The organism is Roseburia sp. AF15-21, from assembly GCF_003479505.1.
Classification (GTDB): Bacteria; Bacillota; Clostridia; order Lachnospirales; family Lachnospiraceae; genus Roseburia_C; species Roseburia_C amylophila.
Genome location: NZ_QUHG01000003.1, coordinates 333,402 through 355,294 on the forward strand (window position 1 = coordinate 333,402; position 21,893 = coordinate 355,294).

18 protein-coding genes are annotated in these 21,893 nt (G+C 41.6%); 17 read left to right on the forward strand and 1 reads right to left on the reverse strand.

Going from position 1 to position 21,893, the window contains the following annotated elements; all coding sequences use genetic code 11:
* The first annotated feature begins 5 nt into the window (after positions 1-5).
* The 13 genes from DWW33_RS06735 (at position 6) to DWW33_RS06795 (ending at position 18,115) form a co-directional block, all read left to right on the forward strand.
* Positions 6-1,055, forward strand: coding sequence for a threonine aldolase family protein (locus DWW33_RS06735; RefSeq protein WP_118639126.1), 1,050 nt, complete (start codon positions 6-8; stop codon positions 1,053-1,055).
* Between the two features lie 59 nt (positions 1,056-1,114).
* Positions 1,115-2,230, forward strand: coding sequence for a metallophosphoesterase (locus DWW33_RS06740; protein ID WP_118177123.1), 1,116 nt, complete (start codon positions 1,115-1,117; stop codon positions 2,228-2,230).
* An 11-nt stretch (positions 2,231-2,241) separates the two neighbouring features.
* Positions 2,242-3,822 carry a spermidine synthase gene (locus DWW33_RS06745; protein WP_242988696.1) on the forward strand — a complete coding sequence of 527 codons (1,581 nt, stop codon included), beginning with the start codon at positions 2,242-2,244 and terminating at the stop codon, positions 3,820-3,822.
* A 147-nt stretch (positions 3,823-3,969) separates the two neighbouring features.
* Positions 3,970-6,564 carry an ATP-dependent chaperone ClpB gene (clpB, locus tag DWW33_RS06750; RefSeq protein WP_118177124.1) on the forward strand — a complete coding sequence of 865 codons (2,595 nt, stop codon included), beginning with the start codon at positions 3,970-3,972 and terminating at the stop codon, positions 6,562-6,564.
* A 77-nt stretch (positions 6,565-6,641) separates the two neighbouring features.
* A complete protein-coding gene (locus DWW33_RS06755; protein ID WP_022243921.1) occupies positions 6,642-7,337 on the forward strand; it encodes a polysaccharide deacetylase family protein in 696 nt (231 codons plus the stop codon).
* A 223-nt stretch (positions 7,338-7,560) separates the two neighbouring features.
* On the forward strand, positions 7,561-8,886 hold the full coding sequence (locus DWW33_RS06760) for a replication-associated recombination protein A (RefSeq protein ID WP_022243922.1): 1,326 nt from the start codon (positions 7,561-7,563) through the stop codon (positions 8,884-8,886).
* A gap of 19 nt (positions 8,887-8,905) precedes the next feature.
* Positions 8,906-10,189, forward strand: a complete 1,284-nt coding sequence (locus tag DWW33_RS06765; RefSeq protein ID WP_118177125.1) for an aminotransferase class I/II-fold pyridoxal phosphate-dependent enzyme — start codon at positions 8,906-8,908, stop codon at positions 10,187-10,189.
* Positions 10,190-10,199: 10 nt separating this feature from the next.
* Positions 10,200-11,060, forward strand: coding sequence for a DMT family transporter (locus DWW33_RS06770; RefSeq protein ID WP_118639127.1), 861 nt, complete (start codon positions 10,200-10,202; stop codon positions 11,058-11,060).
* A gap of 650 nt (positions 11,061-11,710) precedes the next feature.
* Complete coding sequence (gene glyA / locus DWW33_RS06775) at positions 11,711-12,949, forward strand: serine hydroxymethyltransferase (RefSeq protein ID WP_117697555.1); 1,239 nt, start codon at positions 11,711-11,713, stop codon at positions 12,947-12,949.
* 210 nt (positions 12,950-13,159) lie between these two features.
* A complete protein-coding gene (locus DWW33_RS06780) occupies positions 13,160-14,551 on the forward strand; it encodes an efflux RND transporter periplasmic adaptor subunit (protein ID WP_118639128.1) in 1,392 nt (463 codons plus the stop codon).
* Positions 14,548-15,234 (forward strand): ABC transporter ATP-binding protein, encoded by a 687-nt coding sequence (locus tag DWW33_RS06785; protein ID WP_117697558.1) that lies wholly within the window; start codon positions 14,548-14,550, stop codon positions 15,232-15,234. Before DWW33_RS06780 ends, DWW33_RS06785 begins: the two co-directional genes overlap by 4 nt.
* Complete coding sequence (locus DWW33_RS06790; RefSeq protein WP_118639129.1) at positions 15,231-16,847, forward strand: biotin/lipoyl-binding protein; 1,617 nt, start codon at positions 15,231-15,233, stop codon at positions 16,845-16,847. The genes DWW33_RS06785 and DWW33_RS06790 overlap by 4 nt, the downstream gene beginning before the upstream one ends.
* 14 nt (positions 16,848-16,861) lie before the next feature.
* Positions 16,862-18,115 carry an ABC transporter permease gene (locus DWW33_RS06795; RefSeq protein WP_118639130.1) on the forward strand — a complete coding sequence of 418 codons (1,254 nt, stop codon included), beginning with the start codon at positions 16,862-16,864 and terminating at the stop codon, positions 18,113-18,115.
* A gap of 58 nt (positions 18,116-18,173) precedes the next feature.
* On the opposite strand, the gene DWW33_RS06800 is transcribed toward DWW33_RS06795, so the two are convergent.
* A complete protein-coding gene (locus DWW33_RS06800) occupies positions 18,174-18,410 on the reverse strand; it encodes a helix-turn-helix domain-containing protein (RefSeq protein WP_118639131.1) in 237 nt (78 codons plus the stop codon).
* Positions 18,411-18,629: 219 nt separating this feature from the next.
* Between DWW33_RS06800 and DWW33_RS06805 the strand changes: the two genes are divergently transcribed.
* The 4 genes from DWW33_RS06805 (at position 18,630) to serS (ending at position 21,671) form a co-directional block, all read left to right on the forward strand.
* Positions 18,630-19,094 carry a hypothetical protein gene (locus DWW33_RS06805; RefSeq protein ID WP_118639132.1) on the forward strand — a complete coding sequence of 155 codons (465 nt, stop codon included), beginning with the start codon at positions 18,630-18,632 and terminating at the stop codon, positions 19,092-19,094.
* A 280-nt stretch (positions 19,095-19,374) separates the two neighbouring features.
* Positions 19,375-19,653 carry a type II toxin-antitoxin system Phd/YefM family antitoxin gene (locus DWW33_RS06810; protein ID WP_022243932.1) on the forward strand — a complete coding sequence of 93 codons (279 nt, stop codon included), beginning with the start codon at positions 19,375-19,377 and terminating at the stop codon, positions 19,651-19,653.
* A 5-nt stretch (positions 19,654-19,658) separates the two neighbouring features.
* Positions 19,659-19,976 carry a type II toxin-antitoxin system RelE/ParE family toxin gene (locus DWW33_RS06815; protein ID WP_117840596.1) on the forward strand — a complete coding sequence of 106 codons (318 nt, stop codon included), beginning with the start codon at positions 19,659-19,661 and terminating at the stop codon, positions 19,974-19,976.
* A gap of 405 nt (positions 19,977-20,381) precedes the next feature.
* Positions 20,382-21,671 carry a serine--tRNA ligase gene (gene serS, locus DWW33_RS06820; protein WP_022243934.1) on the forward strand — a complete coding sequence of 430 codons (1,290 nt, stop codon included), beginning with the start codon at positions 20,382-20,384 and terminating at the stop codon, positions 21,669-21,671.
* The last annotated feature ends 222 nt before the right edge of the window (positions 21,672-21,893 follow it).

Consider the following 21,893-nt stretch of genomic DNA (forward strand, 5'->3'; position numbering starts at 1 on the left):
GAAAAATGGCAGCACAGTTAGCGTTTGCAAGTGATTATATGGAAGGAGCTCATCCGGCAATTCTAAAAAAGTTAACGGAGACAAATCTGATAAAAAGTGCCGGATACGGACTGGATGAATATTCGGAAACTGCAAGGGAAAAGATTCGGAAAGCCTGCAATGCACCGGAGGCAGAGGTGCATTTTCTGGTGGGAGGAACGCAGACCAATGCCACGGTAATTGGTGCCCTGTTAGCATCCTATCAGGGAGTGATTGCGGCAGAGACCGGACATGTCAGTTCCCATGAGGCAGGAGCTATTGAAGCGGGTGGACATAAAGTGTTGACGATTCCGCAGACAGATGGAAAAATCAGCGCAGAAAAGGTAGAAGAAGTCTTAAATAAATTTAAAGAGGATGGCAACCGTGATCATATGGTGATGCCGGGAATGGTATACATTTCCCAGCCGACAGAATATGGAACCTTATATAACAGGCAGGAATTAGAAGCATTAAGTAAAGTATGCCGCAGCAATGGTGTTCCACTTTATTTAGATGGAGCAAGACTTGCTTATGCACTGGCATGCCCGGTGAATGATGTGACATTAGAAGATATTGCAGCATGCTGCGATGCCTTTTATATCGGAGGAACAAAATGCGGTGCATTGTTTGGAGAGGCGGTGGTATTTCCAAAGCCGGGGCTTATTCCGCATTTCTTCACCATTGTAAAACAGCATGGAGCACTGCTTGCCAAGGGACGGATACTTGGCATCCAGTTTGATGTGTTATTTGAAAATGATTTATATGAGCATATCGGAGAGCCGGCAATTGCAGCGGCAGATAAGATTCGGGAAGGCTTAAAGGAAAATGGAATCGAACTTTATCTGGATGCTCCCACCAATCAGGTCTTTTGCGTGGTAGAGAATGCATTTATGGAAAAGCTTGCGCAAAAAGTTGAATTCAGCTTCTGGGAGAAAAAGGATGAGAACCATACGGTAATTCGTTTTGCAACCAGTTGGGCAACGACAATGGAAGACGTGGATGAGCTGATAAAATTGATTAAACAGATAAATGAGTAGATGAATGATAGACGGATAAACAGATAATGAATAAAAAGGATGGAATGAGGATTTAAAAGATGTGGGCAATACTAATGATAGTACTGTTTTTCAGTGCGTTTGCAGGAATCATCTATCTGATAAACCGGATTGGAAAATTTGGTTTCCTGAATAAAATAACAAAAGGAAAAAAGTGGCTGCGCATCCTAATTAGTGCGGTTTTGGTATGTGGAATCACCGTAATACTCTGGGTAGCGTGGGGTTCGATGAATGCTATAGTATGCATTCTGCATCTGATTATATTCTGGCTTATCAGTGACGGAATTTTTGCACTGATAAAAAAACGCCGGAAGAGATCTTTGAAAAGATATTATGCCGGAGCTGTGGCACTTGTATTTACCATAGGATATCTTGGAAGCGGCTGGTATCTGGCACATCATGTATGGGAGACGGACTATCAGATTCAGACGGATAAGGAAGTAGGAAGCCTTCGGGTGGCAGTATTTGCAGATTCCCATGTAGGGACAACTTTTCATGGGGAAGGCTTTGCCGAGCATATGAAAACCATAGAGGAGCAGCACCCGGATGTGGTTCTGATTGTGGGAGACTTTGTGGATGATGATACGACAAAAGAAGATATGATAGCCTGCTGCAAAGCATTAGGAGAGCTTGATGCGACTTATGGTGTATATTATGTCTTTGGAAATCATGATAAAGGATATTATCCGCCGGAATACCGGGGCTATGATGGAAATGATTTGATAGTGGAATTAGAAAAAAATCAGGTACATGTTCTGCAGGATGAGGTAGAACTGATTGCGGATAAATTCTATATAATAGGAAGACAGGATAAATCCGAAGAATATGCAGAAAAAAGAGCCACAATGGAAGAACTGACGGCAAACCTTGATCCGGATAAATTCTCCATTGTATTAGACCATCAGCCACAGGATTATGCAGCGCAGCAGAATGTCAATGTGGATCTGGTTCTTTCCGGACATACCCACGGTGGACAGCTATTCCCGCTGATGACCATTGAGAATCTTACGAAAATGACACCGGATGACCGTGTCTATGGATATGAGCAGAGAGAAAATACGAATTTTATTGTAACATCAGGAATTTCCGACTGGGCGATTAAGTTTAAAACGGGATGTAAGTCGGAGTATCTTATGATTGATATTGAAAGAAAATAAAAGAGGTGTATATGAAAAAGTTATTTTTGTATTTGACGGAATTTTTTGCAGGAATGTCAGTGATGGCAGTAGAGTTAGGCGCAAGCAGATTACTTGCACCATATTTTAGTTCTTCTCAGATAGTCTGGACAATCATTATCGGAACCATTATGATTGCCATGGCATTGGGAAATATTTATGGCGGAAGGACGGCAGACAAATCACCGAACCCGGATAAACTGTATGGAAGAATTATCATTGCCGCAATCTGGATTGCATTAATTCCGGTAGTGGGAAAATATATTATCATAGGAATATCAGCCCTTTTAATCTTTGCGGTAAATAATAATTTCCTGATTATTGCAGCTTTTGCAGCCTGCATGGTAATTTTCGTATTTCCGCTGTTTCTGTTGGGAACGGTAACACCATCCCTGGTAAAATATTCTGTTGATAATTTAGATGACAACGGAAAGACAGTAGGTACCTTAGGGGCATTTAACACCATCGGAAGCATCATTGGAACCTTTATCCCAACCTTTGTGACAATTCCGGCAGTAGGAACATCCGTTACATTTCTTATCTTTGCGGGAATTTTACTGGCATTATCCATCGTATATTTTATCAATGCGCATACCGGAAAGAAGAAAATAGTTGCATCTATTCTGATATTTGCACTGTGCTGCGGGTTTGGATATTCCGACTCATTTGCATTCTGGGAAAATAATCTGACCTATGAGGGGGAATCCGTATATAACTATCTTCAGGTATACGAAAATCAGGACAAGGTGTCCTTATCCACCAATGTGTTATTCGGTGTGCAGTCTGTGTATATGAAGCAGGATGAACTGACCGGCATGTATTATGATTATGCCATGGCGGCACCGCTTATGTTAAAAGACAAAGAAATATCAGACATGGATGTGCTGATTCTTGGAATGGGAACCGGTACTTATGCAACCCAGTGCCGGAAATATTTTGGAGATATGAATGTGGAAGGTGTTGAAATTGATGAGAAGATTACAAAGCTTTCCAGACAGTATTTTTCACTTTCGGAGGATGTGCCGGTAACGACTTATGATGGAAGAGCATTTTTAAATGCATCCGATAAGAAATACGATGTCATTATGGTAGATGCTTATCAGGATATTACGATTCCGTTTCAGATGTCTTCCGTTGAATTTTTTACGCTGGTAAAAGAGCATTTAAATGAAAATGGCGTAATGGTGGTGAATATGAACATGCGTGGGCAGAAAGAAGGAAATATTAACCAGTATCTTTCCGACACCATAGGAAGTGTATTTGGAACAGAATATACTGTGGATGTGGCAGGCTCTACAAACCGGGAACTGTTTGCATCCGACAATGGAGAAATTTTAAAGAATCTTTCTAACAACATTTCCAAGCTTGAAAATCAGGAGTTAAAGGGAATGATGACAGAGGTATTGGCAGATACCGTTTCCTATGAAAAGGGCGATTATATTCTTACAGATGATAAGGCACCGGTGGAACTTCTTGGAATGCAGGTGATTGATGAGATGATAAAAGATGAAGTTGCATATTATAAGGGAGTTTATAAAGAGGAAGGGCTGAAAGGACTGCTGAATTCCTTTTAAATATAAGAAAAATAGAAATTAACAAAAATTGTCTGAAAATTTTAGCACTCACCTATTGACAGTGCTAATAATGCGTGCTATATTTATGCTTGGAAACAGAAATAACAGGAATTCGTTCATAGCACAGTGGGAAATGAGGTGAAAGATATGAACATTCAGAAATTTACACAGAAGTCAATGGAAGCAATCCAGGATTGCGAAAAATTAGCATATGAATATGGCAATCAGGAAATCGAGCAGGAACATCTTTTAGTGGCATTACTGCAGCAGGAAGATGGACTGATTTTAAAACTGATTGAGAAAATGGAAATCCAGAAGGAGCATTTTGTAGACAATGCAATCCGCCATCTGGAAGCAAGAACCAAGGTGTCCGGCGGCCAGGTTTATGTCGGTCAGGCATTGAATAAGGTATTGATTAGTGCAGAGGATGAGGCAAAGCAGATGGGAGATGATTATGTCTCTGTAGAGCATCTGTTTTTATCCTTATTAAGATATCCGAATCCTGCATTAAAGGAAATTTTTAAGGAATATGGTATTACAAGAGACCGTTTCCTGCAGGCACTGTCTACGGTGCGTGGCAACCAGCGTGTGACCTCCGATAATCCGGAAGCTACTTATGATACCTTAAATAAATATGGATATGATATGGTAGAGAGGGCGAGAGACCAGAAGCTGGATCCGGTCATCGGACGAGATGCAGAAATCCGGAATGTAGTGCGAATTTTGTCCCGTAAGACGAAAAACAATCCGGTACTGATTGGCGAACCCGGTGTAGGTAAAACCGCAGTTGTAGAGGGACTGGCACAACGGATTGTACGTGGTGATGTTCCGGAAGGATTAAAGGATAAGAAGCTCTTTGCACTGGATATGGGTGCATTGGTAGCCGGAGCAAAATACCGTGGTGAATTTGAGGAACGTCTGAAAGCAGTATTGGATGAAGTAAAGAAATCCGAAGGTCAGATTATCCTCTTTATCGATGAGCTGCATACCATTGTCGGTGCAGGAAAAACCGATGGAGCCATGGATGCCGGACAGCTTTTAAAACCAATGCTTGCCCGTGGAGAACTGCATTGTATCGGTGCTACCACATTGGATGAGTACCGGGAATACATTGAAAAGGATGCCGCATTGGAACGAAGATTCCAGCCGGTTATGGTAGACGAACCAACGGTAGAAGATACTATTTCTATCCTGCGTGGATTAAAGGAGAGGTATGAAGTATTCCATGGAGTAAAGATTACCGACAGTGCACTGGTTTCCGCAGCAGTGCTTTCGAACCGTTATATCTCAGACCGGTTCTTACCGGATAAGGCAATTGACCTGGTGGATGAAGCCTGTGCACTGATTAAGACAGAACTTGATTCCATGCCGACTGAGTTAGACGAACTGAACCGTCGTGTCATGCAGTTAGAGATTGAAGAGACTGCATTGAAAAAAGAGGATGACCGTCTGAGCCAGGAGCGTCTGGCAGACTTACAGAAAGAGTTGGCAGAGCTTCGGAGTGAGTTCCAGAATAAGAAGGCACAGTGGGACAATGAAAAGAAATCCGTAGAGAAAGTCCAGAAGCTGCGTGAGGATTTGGAAAGCCTGAAAAATGAAATCCAGCAGGCAGAGCAGAGCTATGATTTAAATAAAGCGGCAGAATTAAAATATGGTAAGCTGCCGCAGTTACAGCAGCAGTTGGAAATTGAAGAAGAGAAAGTCAAAGGTGAAGATTTATCACTGGTACATGAAAGCGTCAGCGAAGAAGAAATCGCAAAGATTATCTCCCGCTGGACCGGAATCCCGGTAGCAAAACTGACTGAGAGCGAACGAAATAAGACACTGCACCTTGATGAAGAACTGCATAAACGTGTCATTGGACAGGACGAGGGCGTTACCAAGGTAACAGAAGCAATCATTCGTTCCAAAGCCGGAATCAAAGACCCGAGCAAGCCAATCGGTTCTTTCCTGTTCTTAGGACCAACCGGTGTAGGTAAGACAGAGCTTGCCAAAGCATTAGCAAGCTGCCTTTTCGATGATGAATCCAATATGGTCCGTCTCGATATGAGCGAGTATATGGAGAAATATTCCGTCTCCCGTCTGATTGGAGCACCTCCTGGATATGTAGGTTATGATGAAGGTGGTCAGCTGACGGAGGCAGTCCGCCGGAAACCGTATTCCGTAGTCCTCTTTGATGAGGTGGAAAAAGCACATCCGGATGTCTTTAATGTACTGCTTCAGGTACTGGATGACGGGCGAATTACCGATTCCCAGGGACGTACCGTAGACTTTAAGAATACCATTATTATCATGACTTCTAACTTAGGCTCCATGCATCTGTTGGAGGGCATTGACGAAAATGGCGAGATTCGTCCGGAAGCAGAAGAAGCTGTCATGGAAGAACTGAAGGGTAACTTCCGGCCGGAATTTTTAAACCGTCTGGATGAAATCATTATGTTCAAGCCGCTGACCAAAGACAACATCGGCAACATTATCAAGTTACTGATGGAAGATCTGAATAAACGTCTTGCAGACCGTGAACTGAAAGTGGAACTGACCAAGGCTGCCGAGGATTATATTACCGAGAAAGGTTATGACCCGGTATATGGTGCAAGACCGCTGAAACGTTTCCTGCAGAAATATGTGGAGACATTGGCAGCAAAATTGATTCTTGCAGATAAAGTCAGAGAGGGAGATACCATTCTTATCGACCTTACCAATGGAGAACTGACTGCCAGCGCAAAACCGGCGACCGCCTGAAATGGTTCAAGCCTGACATAATAAGAAATGCAGTTGCTGCATATATTGTCAGGAGAGCAGAAAAGTAACGGTGTAAAATGAGTCGAATCCGAAAAGCATTGATATGGATGAATCTGGCACTGGCGGTATTGGTAATTGCCGCCGGAGCCTGTCGGATCCGTGTCAATCATCTGGTAAATGCAGAGAGCATGAATATAAAGAAAACAAGTGGAATAAAAGAGGTTGCATTGACATTTGACGATGGACCAAGCCCGGAATGTACGAAAGATTTACTGGAAGGGCTGAAGGAGCGCAATGTCAAAGCAACCTTTTTTGTAATCGGAGAGAAAGCAGAGGCATATCCGGATTTGATAAAGAAAATTCAGGATGATGGGCATATCATAGGAAATCATTCCTATACCCATGTGAACCTTGGCATCTTATCGAAGAAAGATGCCTGTGAGCAGATTCGAAAGACCAATGATGCCATTTATCAGATTACCGGGGAATATCCGCAGTTTTTGCGCTCTCCTTTCGGAAGCACCCAGAAGAATCTGGACTGTCAGATGAATATGATAGAGGTGCTCTGGGATGTAGACCCAAGGGACTGGGAGGTGCAGAATAAGGAAAAAGTCGTCAATAAAGTAATGACGGATGTCAAAGATGGTGATATTATTTTATTACATGACGGTTATGACAGCAGTATGCTGGCAGCCTTTGAGATTATTGACCGGCTGCAGGCACAGGGTTATGAATTTGTAACGGTAGATAAGCTGATATTTGAGTTACCTTGAGAAAAAAGAATGTTTCAATGGATTTTTTGCGTGTTTTCGCTGGAAAATCGAGAAAAAATACCAGAATAGACTTGTCAAAAGGCAAAAATTAAGGTATGGTATCTTAGGATGAAATGAATTATTTTAAAGCTCAAATGTCATTTTGAAACCAAAAAAGTATAAAAATGAAGAAAAATAAGAGTAAAAATGCAAGATTCGTTTTGAAATTATGCAAGGAGCAAAAATGGATTTATTTGATTACATGCGGGAACAGAATATGGAAAAAGAGTCTCCCCTTGCGGCAAGACTTCGTCCCACGACCTTAGACGAAGTGGTCGGGCAGGAACATATTATCGGAAAGGACAAGCTGTTATATCGTGCCATTAAAGCAGATAAGTTAAGTTCTATTCTTTTCTATGGACCGCCGGGAACCGGAAAGACCACGCTGGCAAAAGTGATTGCCAATACCACCAGTGCTGAATTCCTTCAGATGAATGCTACATCTGCAGGAAAGAAGGACATGGAGGAAGTGGTGCAGCAGGCAAAGAACAATCAGGGAATGTATGGAAAGAAAACGATTCTTTTCATCGACGAGATTCATCGTTTTAATAAAGGACAGCAGGACTACCTTCTGCCTTTTGTAGAAGACGGAACGATTATCCTGATTGGTGCCACAACGGAAAATCCATATTTTGAAGTCAATGGAGCTTTACTATCCCGTTCCATTATTTTTGAACTGCATGCACTGGAAAAAGAAGATATTAAGAAGCTTTTGGTGCGGGCAGTTACTGATAAGGAAAAAGGAATGGGTGCATATCAGGCAGTCATCGATGAGGATGCACTGGAATTCATGGCAGATGTAGCCAATGGAGATGCAAGGGCAGCCCTTACCGCCATTGAACTTGGAATCTTAACCACACCACGAAGCGAAGACGGACTTATCCATATTACAATCGATGTGGCACAGGAATGTATCCAGAAGCGTGTAGTGAAATATGATAAGGCAGGCGATAATCATTATGATACGATTTCTGCATTTATCAAAAGTATCCGTGGAACAGACCCGGATGCAGCCCTTTATTACCTCGCAAGAATGTTATATGCAGGAGAAGATATCCGTTTCATCGCAAGAAGAATCATGATCAGCGCGGCAGAGGATGTTGGTACAGCAGACCCGATGGCATTGAATGTAGCGGTTTCTGCAGCACAGGCAGTAGAACGCATCGGTATGCCGGAGGCACAGATTATTCTTGCAGAAGCAGTTGCCTATGTGGCAAGTGCACCAAAGAGTAATGCATCCTATATGGGACTGAATCGCGCGATGGATGTGGTAGAACATACCAAAACGGCACCGATACCAAATCACTTAAAGGATGCACATTACAAATCCGCCGGAAAATTAGGACATGGTCTGGGTTATCTTTATTCCCATGATTACCCGCACCACTATGTCAGACAGCAGTATCTTCCGGATGGGCTGACGGATTCGGTATTTTACGAGCCGACCGACAATGGAAAAGAAAAAGAAATCGCCCAGTGGCTTCACTGGTTAAAAGAAAATGATGAATGATACAGGAGGAAGGAATAAGATGCAGTCTTATCAGGAAATGTCAAAAGAAGAATTGTATAAGGTAAAGGAAGGTCTTGAAAAAGAGTATGCAAAATACAAGGGAATGGGTCTTTCTTTAAATATGGCAAGAGGAAAGCCGGCAGCAACCCAGCTCGACCTTGTCATGCCGATGCTGGATGTATTAAACAGCAGCAGTGAATTAATTGCAGAAGATGGTACAGATTGTAGAAATTATGGAGAATTAAAAGGAATTCCGGAAGCAAGAAAATTAATTGCAGATATGGTAGGAAGCACACCGGACCATGTTTTTGTATACGGTAATTCCAGTTTAAATGTTATGTACGATACCGTATCCCGTTCCTTTACCCACGGTGTCATGGGAAGTACACCATGGTGCAAACTGGATAAAGTAAAATTCTTATGTCCGGTACCGGGCTATGACCGTCATTTCGGAGTAACAGAATTTTTCGGTGTAGAAATGGTAAATGTACCGATGACTTCCGAAGGACCGGATATGGATATGGTAGAGCGTCTGGTAAGCAGCGATGATTCCATTAAAGGAATCTGGTGTGTACCAAAATATTCCAATCCTCAGGGAATCACTTATTCCGATAAAACTGTCCGCCGTATGGCAGCATTAAAGCCGGCAGCAGAAGACTTCCGTATTTACTGGGACAATGCCTATGTAGTACATCATCTCTATGAAGATGAGCAGGATGACCTTTTAGATATCATCAGCGAATGTGAGAAAGCCGGCAACCCGGATATGGTATATGAATTCTGCTCTACATCAAAGGTAAGCTTCCCAGGAAGCGGTATTGCAGCAATCGTAACTTCCAAGGCAAACCTTGACTTCATTGAAAAACAGTTTACGATGCAGACCATCGGACATGATAAGATTAATCAGCTTCGTCATGTACGTTATTTCAAAAATATTGACGGAATCAATGCACATATGATGAAACAGGCAGCAATTATGCGTCCGAAGTTTGAAATGGTAGAAAGAACATTGCAGGATGAATTAGGCGAGCTTGGAATCGGTTCCTGGATTAGCCCGAAGGGTGGATACTTCATCTGCTTTAATACTTTACCGGGATGTGCAAAGAGTGTTGTTGCCAAAGCAAAAGAAGCAGGCGTTGTTTTGACACCGGCAGGAGCACCTTTCCCTTATGGAAAAGACCCGGAGGATTCTGTTATCCGTATTGCACCAAGCTTCCCGACTATGGAAGAACTTGAGACAGCAACTAAAATTTTTGTACTTTGCGTCAAACTTGCAAGCGTAGAAAAACTGCTTGCAGAATAGAAAGAATCATATGAAACAGGAAAAAAGACAGGGAATTTTATTTATTATAGGAGCAGGCTTCTTCTTTGCACTGATGACATTTTTTGTCCGGCTGTCAGGAGACCTGCCTACGATGGAAAAGGCTTTTTTCCGAAATGCAGTAGCTGCCGTTGTGGCAGCTTTTCTGCTCATCCGGGCAAAAGAGCCATTCTATGCACCAAAGAAAAGCTGGGGCGGACTCTTCATGCGAAGCTTCTGCGGAACGGTAGGATTAATCTGTAATTTCTATGCCATTGACCGGCTGAATATTGCAGATGCCAATATGTTAAATAAGTTATCGCCTTTCTTTGCAATTATTATGTCAACCTTTATCTTAAAGGAAAAGGCAAATAAAGTAGAATGGGGAGCAGTCGTGCTGGCATTTACCGGAGCACTGCTTGTCATTAAGCCATCCTTTGATATACAGTTTGTTTACGGACTGATTGGAGCACTGGGCGGACTGGGTGCAGGAATTGCTTATACCTATGTGCGTAAATTAGGGAAAATGGGAGTGAAGGGACCGGTTATCGTCCTTTGTTTTTCACTCTTTTCCTGTGTTGTCACATTGCCGTTTTTCATCATCGGATATAAGCCTATGAGCATGACACAGTTTGTCTGCCTTATGCTGGCTGGCGTATGTGCAGCAGGCGGACAGATCTGCATTACCACAGCATATACGAAAGCACCGGCAAAAGCGATATCTGTTTTTGATTACACCCAGATTGTCTTTGCAGCACTTCTTGGCATTCTGTTCCTGGATCAGATACCGGATGTCCTCAGTATTGCAGGCTATATTGTAATCATTGGAACTGCCATATTTAAGTGGCAGTATAATATGAAATACGACACCTAGAAAAGGGAACTGGAAAAGATATCTGAAAATGCACTTTTTTACGGTAATGCGTAAAAATATTGTTGCGTTGAATCAGGCTATCACTTATAATGATACTCAAAGTAAATTTATTGGGCGATTGCGAAATTGGATAGATGTACTTTCTGAAATTTTAGATATAAAAGGGTATTTGAAGTTATTTGTACTGGAATGCCAGCAGTTCTTAAGTGTATGTTTTGCGTGATTGTAAACTGTCTTTCCGTTGCTTTGACGGGGTCGCTGTACTGTCCGTCAACTGCGGATGCAGCATAAAGTCTGCAAGGGGCACTAAGAATTTCGGTATAATGCCATATTTTCCGGCAACCGGCGCAAATTCACATCCATGTTCAATTGCGCCTCGCTGGCACGTCCCTGTGCCAGCGTTGCCAAAGAACCGACGAAATTCTAAGTGCCCCTAACAGCCCTTATCATGCATCTGAAGTTGACGAACAATGCAGCGACGATGTCAAACATTGGAAAGACTGTTTTTATCGCGTTACGCAAAACATGCCTTTTAGAACTGCGGGATTTCAGTGCAGACTTCAAATCCCCTTTCATAGCAAAATTTTGAAAGAAAAGCTGTCCCCTTTCGCAATCGCCTAAAGAAAATCACATAGAGAAGGAGAAGAAACATGTATACATTAGAAGATATTCAGGCAGTGGACATGGAAGTTGCAGATGCCATTACCAAAGAATTTGACCGTCAGAACAGCCACATTGAGCTGATCGCATCTGAGAACTGGGTAAGCCCGGCAGTAATGTCAGCAATGGGCAGTGTAATGACTAATAAATATGCAGAAGGCTATCCGGGAAAGAGATATTACGGCGGATGTGACTGCGTTGATATTGTAGAGAATCTGGCAATTGAGAGAGCAAAAGAGCTGTTTGGCTGTGACTATGTAAACGTACAGCCACATTCCGGTGCACAGGCAAACATGGCTGTACAGTTTGCTATTTTAAAACCGGGTGATACCGTAATGGGAATGAACTTAGACCATGGTGGACATTTAACACACGGAAGTCCGGTAAACTTCTCCGGAACATATTTCCATATTGTGCCTTATGGTGTAAATGATGAAGGCTTCATTGACTATGACAATGTTATGCAGATTGCAATGGAATGTAAGCCAAAGATGATTATTGCAGGTGCGTCCGCATATGCAAGAACCATTGATTTCAAGAAATTCCGTGAAATCGCAGATGCCTGTGGTGCAGTTCTTATGGTTGATATGGCACATATTGCCGGACTTGTTGCAGCCGGACTTCATCCAAGCCCAATTCCATATGCAGATGTTGTAACAACAACAACCCATAAAACCTTAAGAGGACCAAGAGGCGGAATGATTCTCTGCAATCAGGAAGCAGCAGATAAATATAACTTTAATAAGGCAGTATTTCCGGGAATCCAGGGTGGACCTTTAATGCATGTCATTGCAGCAAAGGCAGTCTGCTTAAAAGAAGCGTTACAGCCGGAATTCAAGGTATATCAGCAGGGTATTATTGATAATGCCCAGGCACTTTGCAAGGGCTTATTAAGCCGTGACATCAGGATTGTATCCGGTGGAACCGACAATCATCTGATGTTAGTAGATCTTACCAACTATGATCTGACAGGTAAGGCAGTAGAGAAATTATTAGACTCTGTAAATATCACCTGTAATAAGAATACCATTCCGAATGATCCGAAGTCTCCATTTGTAACCAGTGGCGTCCGTCTCGGTACTGCAGCTGTTACATCAAGAGGCATGAATACAGAGGATATGGATAAGATTGCAGAAGCAATTGCCATGATGATTAAAGAGGGTGAAACAGCTTCTGAAAAAGCAAGAGCAATCGTATCAGAGTTAACTGCAAAATATCCTTTGAAATAAATCACAAAAAATTTCGTCAGGAAATTAATGATTTCTTAAGAAATCTTAGGAATTATCCACGCTGTATTTCGAATAAGAAAATGATAAAATAGTCGTAAAGTATGAAAGCTTTACGGCTATTTTTTTCGAAGTCAGGCACCCATAAAAAGCTGCCAACGGCAGTTTCTACAGGTAAAAGGCAGGAAAAAGGAATTATTCAGGAGGAGACAGATGAGCAAAAAGAAGGTAGGCATTATTATTGGAGTTATTGCAGCGGCAGTAGTTGCAGCCGGAGTAGGATTCTATTTCCTAAAGGGAAGAAGCAGCGGTGGAAATTCGGCAGACAAGGTATATGTAGAAAAAGTATCTGCAATCATGAATCAGTCAGCAGGAGTCAATAACCGTTACAGTGGTGTGGTAGAACCACAGGAGACCTTAGAGATAAATAGGGATTCCGAACGTAAGGTAAAGGAAGTATACGTTTCCGTTGGCGATGAAGTAGAAGAGGGAACCGTATTATTTTCCTATGATACAGAAGATTTGCAGATGCAGATAGACCAGGCAAAGCTTGAGATGGAAGGCATTGCAAATGACATTTCTAATTCAAATGCACAGATTGCCGAATTACAGAAAGAAAAAGCAAGTGCACCGGAAGACCAGCAGTTTGAATATACCACACAGATTCAGACACTGCAGACTTCCATTAAGCAGTCAGAATATAATAAGAAAAGCAAACAGGCAGAGATTGACAAATACCAGAAATCCATCGACAACTCAGAAGTAACCAGTAAGATGGCTGGTGTTGTAAAAGAAATCAATGAAAACGGGGTGGATTCCAATGGAAATACTGCAGCATATATGAAAATATTAGCTACAGGCGAGTACCGTGTAAAAGGAACGATTGATGAGACTTCTGTAGGAACAATATCCGAGGGAACACCGGTTATTTTACGTTCCAGATTAGACGATACGCAGACCTGGACAGGAAGTATTTCCAAGATTGATACTGAAAGCACTCAGACAGACAGTAATTCTGCTTATATGTATGATGGAAGCAGCTCCGGAGATTCTGCGTCCAAGTATTCATTCTATGTTACTTTGGACAGTACAGATGGACTGATGTTAGGACAGCATTTATATATAGAGCCGGATTACGGACAGGGTACAGCAGAGGAAAAAGAAGGACTCTGGCTGTATGACTATTATATTGTGCAGGATGATGGAGATCCATATGTGTGGGCAGCAGATAAGAAGAACCGTCTAGAAAAACGTAAAGTGGAATTAGGCGAGTATGATGAAAATCTGGGTGAATATGAGATTAAATCCGGACTTTCTGAAGATGACCTGATTGCATTCCCAATGCAGGGACTGTATGAGGGTGTAGCTGCAGTTACCAATATGGAAGAAGTAGATTATTCTTCTCCATTATATAATCAGGAATCTACAGATGATTCCGGTATGGATGAGGGAATGTATGATGAAGCCGGAACTGAGTACATGGATGAAGGTATGTATAATACTGACGGAACCGAATACATGGACGAAGGAATGTATGATGAAGCCGGAACTGAATTTACAGATAGCGGCGAGTCAGGTGCGACAGATTCGGAGGTGGTTGAATGATTCTGAATCTGCAGCATATCTATAAAGATTACAATCAGGATAAACTGGTAGTTCCGGTATTGAAGGATGTATCTTTACAGGTAGAAGAAGGAGAATATGTTGCTATCATGGGACCGTCCGGTTCCGGAAAGACAACATTGATGAATATTATCGGATGTCTGGACAGACCGACTTCCGGAACCTATGAACTGGCAGAAAAGGATGTCTTAAACTTAAAAGACCGTGAGATGTCGGCTGTCCGACTGAACAGTATTGGATTTGTATTCCAGAGTTTTCAGCTGATGCCAAGGGAAAGTGCACTGGATAACGTATCACTTCCGCTGAGCTATGCCGGTGTAAAGAAGAAAGAACGGAAAGAAAGAGCACAGAAGGCATTGGAGCGTGTAGGCTTAGGAGACCGTTCCGGATTCCGCCCGACACAGCTTTCCGGTGGACAGAAGCAGAGAGTGGCAATTGCCCGTGCCATGGTAAATAATCCGAAGATTTTACTGGCGGATGAGCCGACCGGAGCATTGGACCAGAAATCCGGTAAACAGATTATGGAACTGTTCCAGAGCCTGAATGATGAGGGCGTTACCATTGTCATGATTACCCACGATATTAATATTGCAAAGCAGGCAAAGAGAATCCTCCATATAGTAGACGGAGAAATATTTACAGACGATGAGGAGGGCAAGGCATGAAAAAGAAAGTTATAATTGCAATTCTAATCGTAGTTTTAACCGGAGGTGGAATCACCGGAGGAGTAGTAGGATACCGGGCATACCAGAACAGTAAGCTGGTAGCAGAGGTACAGTCAGTATCCATGTTAAATACCGGTTTCTGGGGTGACAGCATGGAAAGTGACGGAACCGTGACCAATGGACAGCAGCAGGATGTTTATGTCAGCACAGAGCAGACCGTTCAGAAAGTATTTGTAACAGAAGGACAGGAAGTATCCGAAGGTGACCCACTGTTACAGTATGATATGACCAATATTGACCTTGCAATTGAGATGAAGAAATTAGACATCCAGACGACCGAAAATAATATTGCTGTAGCACAGAAGGAATTGGAAAAGCTTAAAAATACCAAGCCGGTCAGCAATACCACAACAAGTACACCGTCTGTAGACAGTGTGACACCATCAGCACCGGAAACACCATCTACGGATACTTCTGTAACCACACCGGATACGGTAGAAGAGAAGAACGGAGATGCCTATAATTATATTTCAACAACGGCGCAGCCATATACCGGAGATGGAAGCCAGGAGAATCCATACCGCTTCTTATGTACAAAGGAAGCATATGTCTATGGAAGCTATCTGAATACATTGAAAAGTGAGGGGAAGGTTGCGGTATTTGAAATTCATGACGGAAATACCGTAGCCGGAACCTTAATCAGTGCATGGACAAAAGTCGGTGCAGCTTTAGAGGAAGCAGACCCGGATGCAAAATGGTATGTTATTGATGGAAGTAAAGTAATTAATGAGCCGGATATCCCGGATACCCCGGTCGAACCGGTTGTACCGGATACACCATCTGTACCGGATGATAACCAGCAGAGCGGATATACGGCAGATGAACTGGCAAAAGAGATTGCGGATAAAGAAAAAGAACTGACTAAGCTTGATCTGGATAAAAGAAAAGCGGAGCTTGCGTTGAAACAGATGGAAAGCCAGTCAGAAGATGGAATGGTTTATGCTGAGTTTAATGGTACCGTAAAGAAAGCAGGAGATCCGGATAATCTTCCAAATGATGGAAATGCATTTTTGACACTTTCCGGTTCAGATGGTCTATATGTAAAAGGAATACTAAATGAGCTTGCATTGGAACAGGTGAAGGTGGGACAGAGTGTTACAGCAACCTCCTGGAGCACCGGAATGGTATTTGATGCAACGATAACAGAGATTAATGATTACCCGGAAGATGCAAATGGATATTATGGCAGTGGTAATCCAAATGCTTCCTATTATGGCTATACTGCATATATTGAAGACAGTACCGGACTTAGCAATGGAGATAACTTAAGTCTTTCCATCAATCTTGGCGGAGATGAAGATGCTTCTGATAAGATTTATCTGGATAAAGCGTATGTGCGTAAGGAAGATGGTAAGAGCTATGTCATGAAGGATGATGGAACCGGTCATCTGGTAAAGCAGTATGTGAAGACAGGAAAGACCATATACGGATATGCAGTAGAAATCAAATCCGGAGTTACAATGGATGATTATCTTGCTTTTCCATATGGCAAGACAGCAAAAGAAGGAGTCAAAACCAATAAGGATGAAGATTCCGGAACTGTAATGTATTAGTAGGAGGGACGAACATGTTAGAAAATTTAAGATTATCTTTTCAGGGTATCTGGTCACACAAGATGCGTTCCTTCTTAACTATGCTGGGTATTATTATTGGTATTGCAGCAATTATTGCAATTGTATCTACGATTAAAGGAACGAATGAACAGATTGAGCAGAACCTGATTGGCGCAGGCGATAACAATGTTACAGTGCAGTTGTACCAGGGAGATTATTCCATGGATTTTTCCTATGAAAGTGTACCGGGTGGAATTCCGGTAATTACAAATGAAGCACTGGAGCAGATTAAAGATCTGGATGAAGTAGAGGATGCATCTTTATTCCTTTCCAGACAGGATTATGATGGAGCATACTATAAAAATACTTCTCTTTCCGGCGGTTATATTATGGGAGTAGACAATGGCTACTTTAATACTGCGGGAATGATTATGAAGAGCGGACGCTGCTTTACCGAAGAGGACTATAGTGATTTTGCAAAGGTCGCAATCTTAGATGAAGATTCTGCAGAAGCATTATTTCAGGGTGAGAATCCAATTGGAAAGACCATTGAGATTAAGCAGCAGCCATATATTGTTGTAGGAATTGCAACCAAGAGCGAGCAGTTCGAGCCGGTTATCAATTCCATTGATGATTATTATACTTATTCCCAGGACAGCAGTGGTAAGATTTATGTACCATCTGTAACCTGGCCGATTATCTATCGTTATGACGAACCACAGCAGGTTCTCATTAAAGCAAAGAGCACCAGCGATATGACCAATGCAGGAAAGAAGAGTGCCGATATTTTAAATGGCTATCTTGCAACATCGGATGATACCATTAAGTACAAATCCGAAGACTTACTGGAGCAGGCAAAACAAATTCAGCAGTTGAGCCAGTCCACCAATACCATGTTAATCTGGATTGCTGGAATTTCCCTTCTGGTTGGCGGTATCGGTGTAATGAATATCATGCTGGTATCCGTAACGGAGCGTACCAGTGAGATTGGTCTGAAGAAAGCAATCGGAGCAAGAAAGTCTGTTATCTTAGGACAGTTCTTAACCGAGGCAGCAGTACTTACCAGTTTAGGCGGATTGATTGGAGTTCTGGTGGGAATCATATTAGCTGAGATTATCTCAAAACTTAGTACCACACCGGTTGCCATCAGTGCACCGGCAGCCGTAGGCGGCGTGGTATTCTCCATGATTATCGGAATTATTTTCGGTCTTCTGCCATCCTATAAGGCAGCAAACTTAGACCCAATCGAGGCATTGCGTCACGAGTAAAAAATAGAAAACGTGTAAAATAAGAGGAAAATTCAGATTTCATTGAATTTTCCTCTTTTTAGGTTTTACTGTCATGGTGTAAATGAGCTGTTTTTATATCAGAAAGACCAAGAAAATAATCGGAAGAAACACTATAGTAATGGCAAAGCTTCAGAAGATGACGGATAGGAAGCTCGTTAGCACCACGTTCGTAACGGGCATACATGGTCTGGGAAGTTCCGAGAACGTCGGCAATTTCCTGCTGGGTTTTGTCATGGTCTTCGCGTAAATTACGCATTCGCTGTATATAATCCATATAATCTCCAAATCTAAAAATAAATCCGGAATTTTTCAAAAATAAATTTATATAATTCTCAAAAAATCCAGAATATATCCTAAAAATAGTATGTCTTGCAGAGGACTTTTTTAATTTATCATAATAAAGATGTTTACTATTGATTTTAGTAAATATATGTACTAAAATAGAGAGCAGTTCAAATGATAAAAGGAAGATAAACAGGAAAGGCGGACATTTATGAAAAACAGAAAGATTTCAACAGCAATAGCGGAAAAAGTTATGACAGGAGTATTAACGATACTTATGGCAATATCAGTTACAGCCTGTGGCAGCACGAAAGAGCAGGCAAATCCAGCTGCCACAGAAGTGACCGAAGCAGTTGTCACAACTGAGACAGAGAGCGAGGCAGCAACGGAGGCAAAGGTAGAAAATGAGGACGTGACAGAGACCGAGGCTATGACGGAGACAGAAACAGAGGAGCCGGTGCTGTTTCGGGTGAAGGTTACGAATTCAAATGGAGCATATTTAACAGACCAGCCAAGTGACAAAGAGTATCACGATTTTATTTTGACGGATTATGGAACCGAGTTTGATGTATTAGAAGTTTTTAATAATGAGGCAGAAGGATATACCTTTTATAGGGTTAATTGGAATGGACATAGAGAGTTTTTGTGGGATAGAGATGCAACAGTTATCGACTAACCATACATTCATCACATTTTTCAGCAACACAGTATTTTAGATATAAAGAACTGCAAAAATTTTGTTAAAAGAAAAATCGCTTAGACCGTGAATGTGCCAAGGCACATTCTTTTTCCAGAAATGAACATGGATATAGTAAAAAGTAACAAAAATCCCTTCCGAATTTTGTTATGGGTTTTATGGTTTTACGATGGTTTACGATGGGTTTACGAATGGAAAACTTGATAACATAGTCAAATCATGATATGATGTGACTATAATATAGGCGGAGGTGTTTTTTATGCATGCATTACAGGAAACAATACGACCATCTGCAGATTTAAGAAATCATTATAGTGAAATTTCAAAACAATGCAGAGAAGAAAATGAAGCGGTTATAATCACAGTAAACGGTCGGGGTGATACAGTCTCTCTTTCGTATGAGGAATATAAAAGAATGAAGTCAAGAATAGAACTTTTGGAAATTCTTACAGAAGCGGAAGATGATGTAAAGAATGGTAGAGTAGCACCGGTTCGTGAAACATTTGATGATTTAAGACAAATGCTTGGGGAGGAATAGAATTATTGAAATATGAAGTTGTTCGTACAGAAACGGCAGATGCGCAGATTAGAAAAATCGTATTGTATATAGCCGAAAATTTTGGTAATAAGGTTGCACTGGAAAAATTAGAAGAACTGGAACAGAATATTCTTGATTTGGCGGTTCATCCATTAAAGGGGGGAGAACCGCATTATCTTGTATTGAAAAGACAAGGGCATCGGGTGTTGATATTGGAAAAAAATCTGGTTTTCTATAAGATAAATGAAGAAAATAAAAGAGTTATAATCTATGCTGTTGTTGATCAGCGCCAGGATTACTTAAATATAATCAGAGGATTGTAGAATCCCCTTGCGTAAATCCAATCCCCGCGCTATAATAGGGAACAGAGTAAAAACAGCGTTTGACGAAAGCTAAGATTGACGGAATAATTCAGAGAGCCGGCGGCTGGTGTGAGCCGGTATTAGGAAGCAATTGGTCCACTTTCGGAGGCTGGTGGTGAAAGCCACGGGTTCGTACCCCTTATGATACGCAATGAAGTGGTCGCAGGCAAAGAAGAGAAGACGTAAAAAGAGATGCGGCAAAATGGGTGGCAACGCGGAACGGTAGATAAGCCTTTCGTCCCATGTATGAAAATGCATGGGATGGAAGGCATTTTTTATGCGAGTAGCGAGAAAAATCGCATGCTTACGAATCAATCCTATAAAATTTTCAAAAAAAGCACATGATATCAAAGAAGGAGAACAAAGATGATTGATTTAAAATTCTTACGGGAAAATCCGGACATCGTAAAAGAGAACATTAAGAAGAAATTCCAGGATCACAAATTGCCACTGGTAGACGAGGTAATTGAGTTAGATGAGCAGGCAAGAAGTGCACAGCAGGAAGCAGATGCATTACGTGCAAACCGTAACAGTATTTCCAAGCAGATTGGTGCATTGATGGGACAGGGCAAGAAAGACGAAGCTATGGCATTAAAAGAGCAGGTAAGCAAAGATGCAGCCCGCCTTGCAGAGTTAGAAGAGCAGGAAAAAGATTTACAGGAAAAGATTACCAGGATTATGATGACAATTCCAAACATCATAGACCCATCCGTTCCGATTGGAAAAGATGATTCCTGTAACGTAGAAATTGAAAAATTTGGTGAGCCGGTTGTTCCGGATTTTGAAATCCCATATCATACCGATATCATGGATCGTTTCCATGGTATTGATTTGGACGCAGCAGGAAAAGTTGCGGGAAATGGCTTCTACTATCTGATGGGAGACATTGCAAGAGTACATTCTGCAGTTATTTCTTATGCAAGAGATTTTATGATTGACCGTGGATTCACATACTGTGTACCACCATTTATGATTCGGAGCAATGTTGTAACCGGTGTTATGAGTTTTGATGAAATGGATGCCATGATGTATAAAATCGAAGGCGAGGATTTGTATCTGATTGGTACTTCTGAGCATTCCATGATTGGTAAATTCATTGATACCATCAATGATGAAGAAAAACTTCCATATACCCTGACCAGCTACTCTCCATGTTTCCGTAAAGAAAAAGGAGCACATGGTATTGAAGAACGTGGTGTATATCGTATCCACCAGTTTGAGAAGCAGGAAATGATTGTTGTATGTAAGCCAGAAGAGTCCAAAGAGTGGTATGACAAGCTCTGGAAGAATACCGTAGATTTGTTCCGCAGCTTAGATATTCCGGTACGTACCCTTGAGTGCTGTTCCGGAGACTTAGCAGACTTGAAAGTGAAATCCTGTGACGTAGAAGCATGGTCTCCACGTCAGAAGAAATACTTCGAAGTAGGAAGCTGCTCTAACTTAGGCGATGCACAGGCAAGAAGACTGAAAATCCGTGTCAAAGGCAAGGATGGAAATAAATATTTCGCACATACCTTAAATAATACTGTAGTTGCACCACCTCGTATGCTGATTGCGTTCTTAGAGAACAACCTCAATGCGGACGGAAGCGTAAATATTCCAAAGGCATTGCAGCCATATATGGGTGGAAAAGAAAAACTGATTCCACTGGATTAATAGAAAATAAGAATTTTGGAAACTGATTTTAGAAAATGAGTTTCAAACAGTGAGAAAATCAAAAGAAACAGGAAACTGTGTTTTGTGTATAAAATTCACAAGACACAGTTTCTTTTTTATGAAGAACTATTGTGAAAAGTGTGATAATTATTGATAAAAATAACCGGATATTGTATAATATATACAAATACTGTGATGAATCACGACAAAAAACAACCTGTG

Coding starts and splice junctions, on each gene's coding strand:
- DWW33_RS06735 (WP_118639126.1), top strand. CDS start 6: ATGGCAGCACAGTTAGCGTTTGCAAGTGATTATATGGAAGGAGCTCAT.
- DWW33_RS06740 (WP_118177123.1), top strand. CDS start 1,115: ATGTGGGCAATACTAATGATAGTACTGTTTTTCAGTGCGTTTGCAGGA.
- DWW33_RS06745 (WP_242988696.1), top strand. CDS start 2,242: ATGAAAAAGTTATTTTTGTATTTGACGGAATTTTTTGCAGGAATGTCA.
- clpB (WP_118177124.1), top strand. CDS start 3,970: ATGAACATTCAGAAATTTACACAGAAGTCAATGGAAGCAATCCAGGAT.
- DWW33_RS06755 (WP_022243921.1), top strand. CDS start 6,642: ATGAGTCGAATCCGAAAAGCATTGATATGGATGAATCTGGCACTGGCG.
- DWW33_RS06760 (WP_022243922.1), top strand. CDS start 7,561: ATGGATTTATTTGATTACATGCGGGAACAGAATATGGAAAAAGAGTCT.
- DWW33_RS06765 (WP_118177125.1), top strand. CDS start 8,906: ATGCAGTCTTATCAGGAAATGTCAAAAGAAGAATTGTATAAGGTAAAG.
- DWW33_RS06770 (WP_118639127.1), top strand. CDS start 10,200: ATGAAACAGGAAAAAAGACAGGGAATTTTATTTATTATAGGAGCAGGC.
- glyA (WP_117697555.1), top strand. CDS start 11,711: ATGTATACATTAGAAGATATTCAGGCAGTGGACATGGAAGTTGCAGAT.
- DWW33_RS06780 (WP_118639128.1), top strand. CDS start 13,160: ATGAGCAAAAAGAAGGTAGGCATTATTATTGGAGTTATTGCAGCGGCA.
- DWW33_RS06785 (WP_117697558.1), top strand. CDS start 14,548: ATGATTCTGAATCTGCAGCATATCTATAAAGATTACAATCAGGATAAA.
- DWW33_RS06790 (WP_118639129.1), top strand. CDS start 15,231: ATGAAAAAGAAAGTTATAATTGCAATTCTAATCGTAGTTTTAACCGGA.
- DWW33_RS06795 (WP_118639130.1), top strand. CDS start 16,862: ATGTTAGAAAATTTAAGATTATCTTTTCAGGGTATCTGGTCACACAAG.
- DWW33_RS06800 (WP_118639131.1), bottom strand. CDS start 18,410: ATGGATTATATACAGCGAATGCGTAATTTACGCGAAGACCATGACAAA.
- DWW33_RS06805 (WP_118639132.1), top strand. CDS start 18,630: ATGAAAAACAGAAAGATTTCAACAGCAATAGCGGAAAAAGTTATGACA.
- DWW33_RS06810 (WP_022243932.1), top strand. CDS start 19,375: ATGCATGCATTACAGGAAACAATACGACCATCTGCAGATTTAAGAAAT.
- serS (WP_022243934.1), top strand. CDS start 20,382: ATGATTGATTTAAAATTCTTACGGGAAAATCCGGACATCGTAAAAGAG.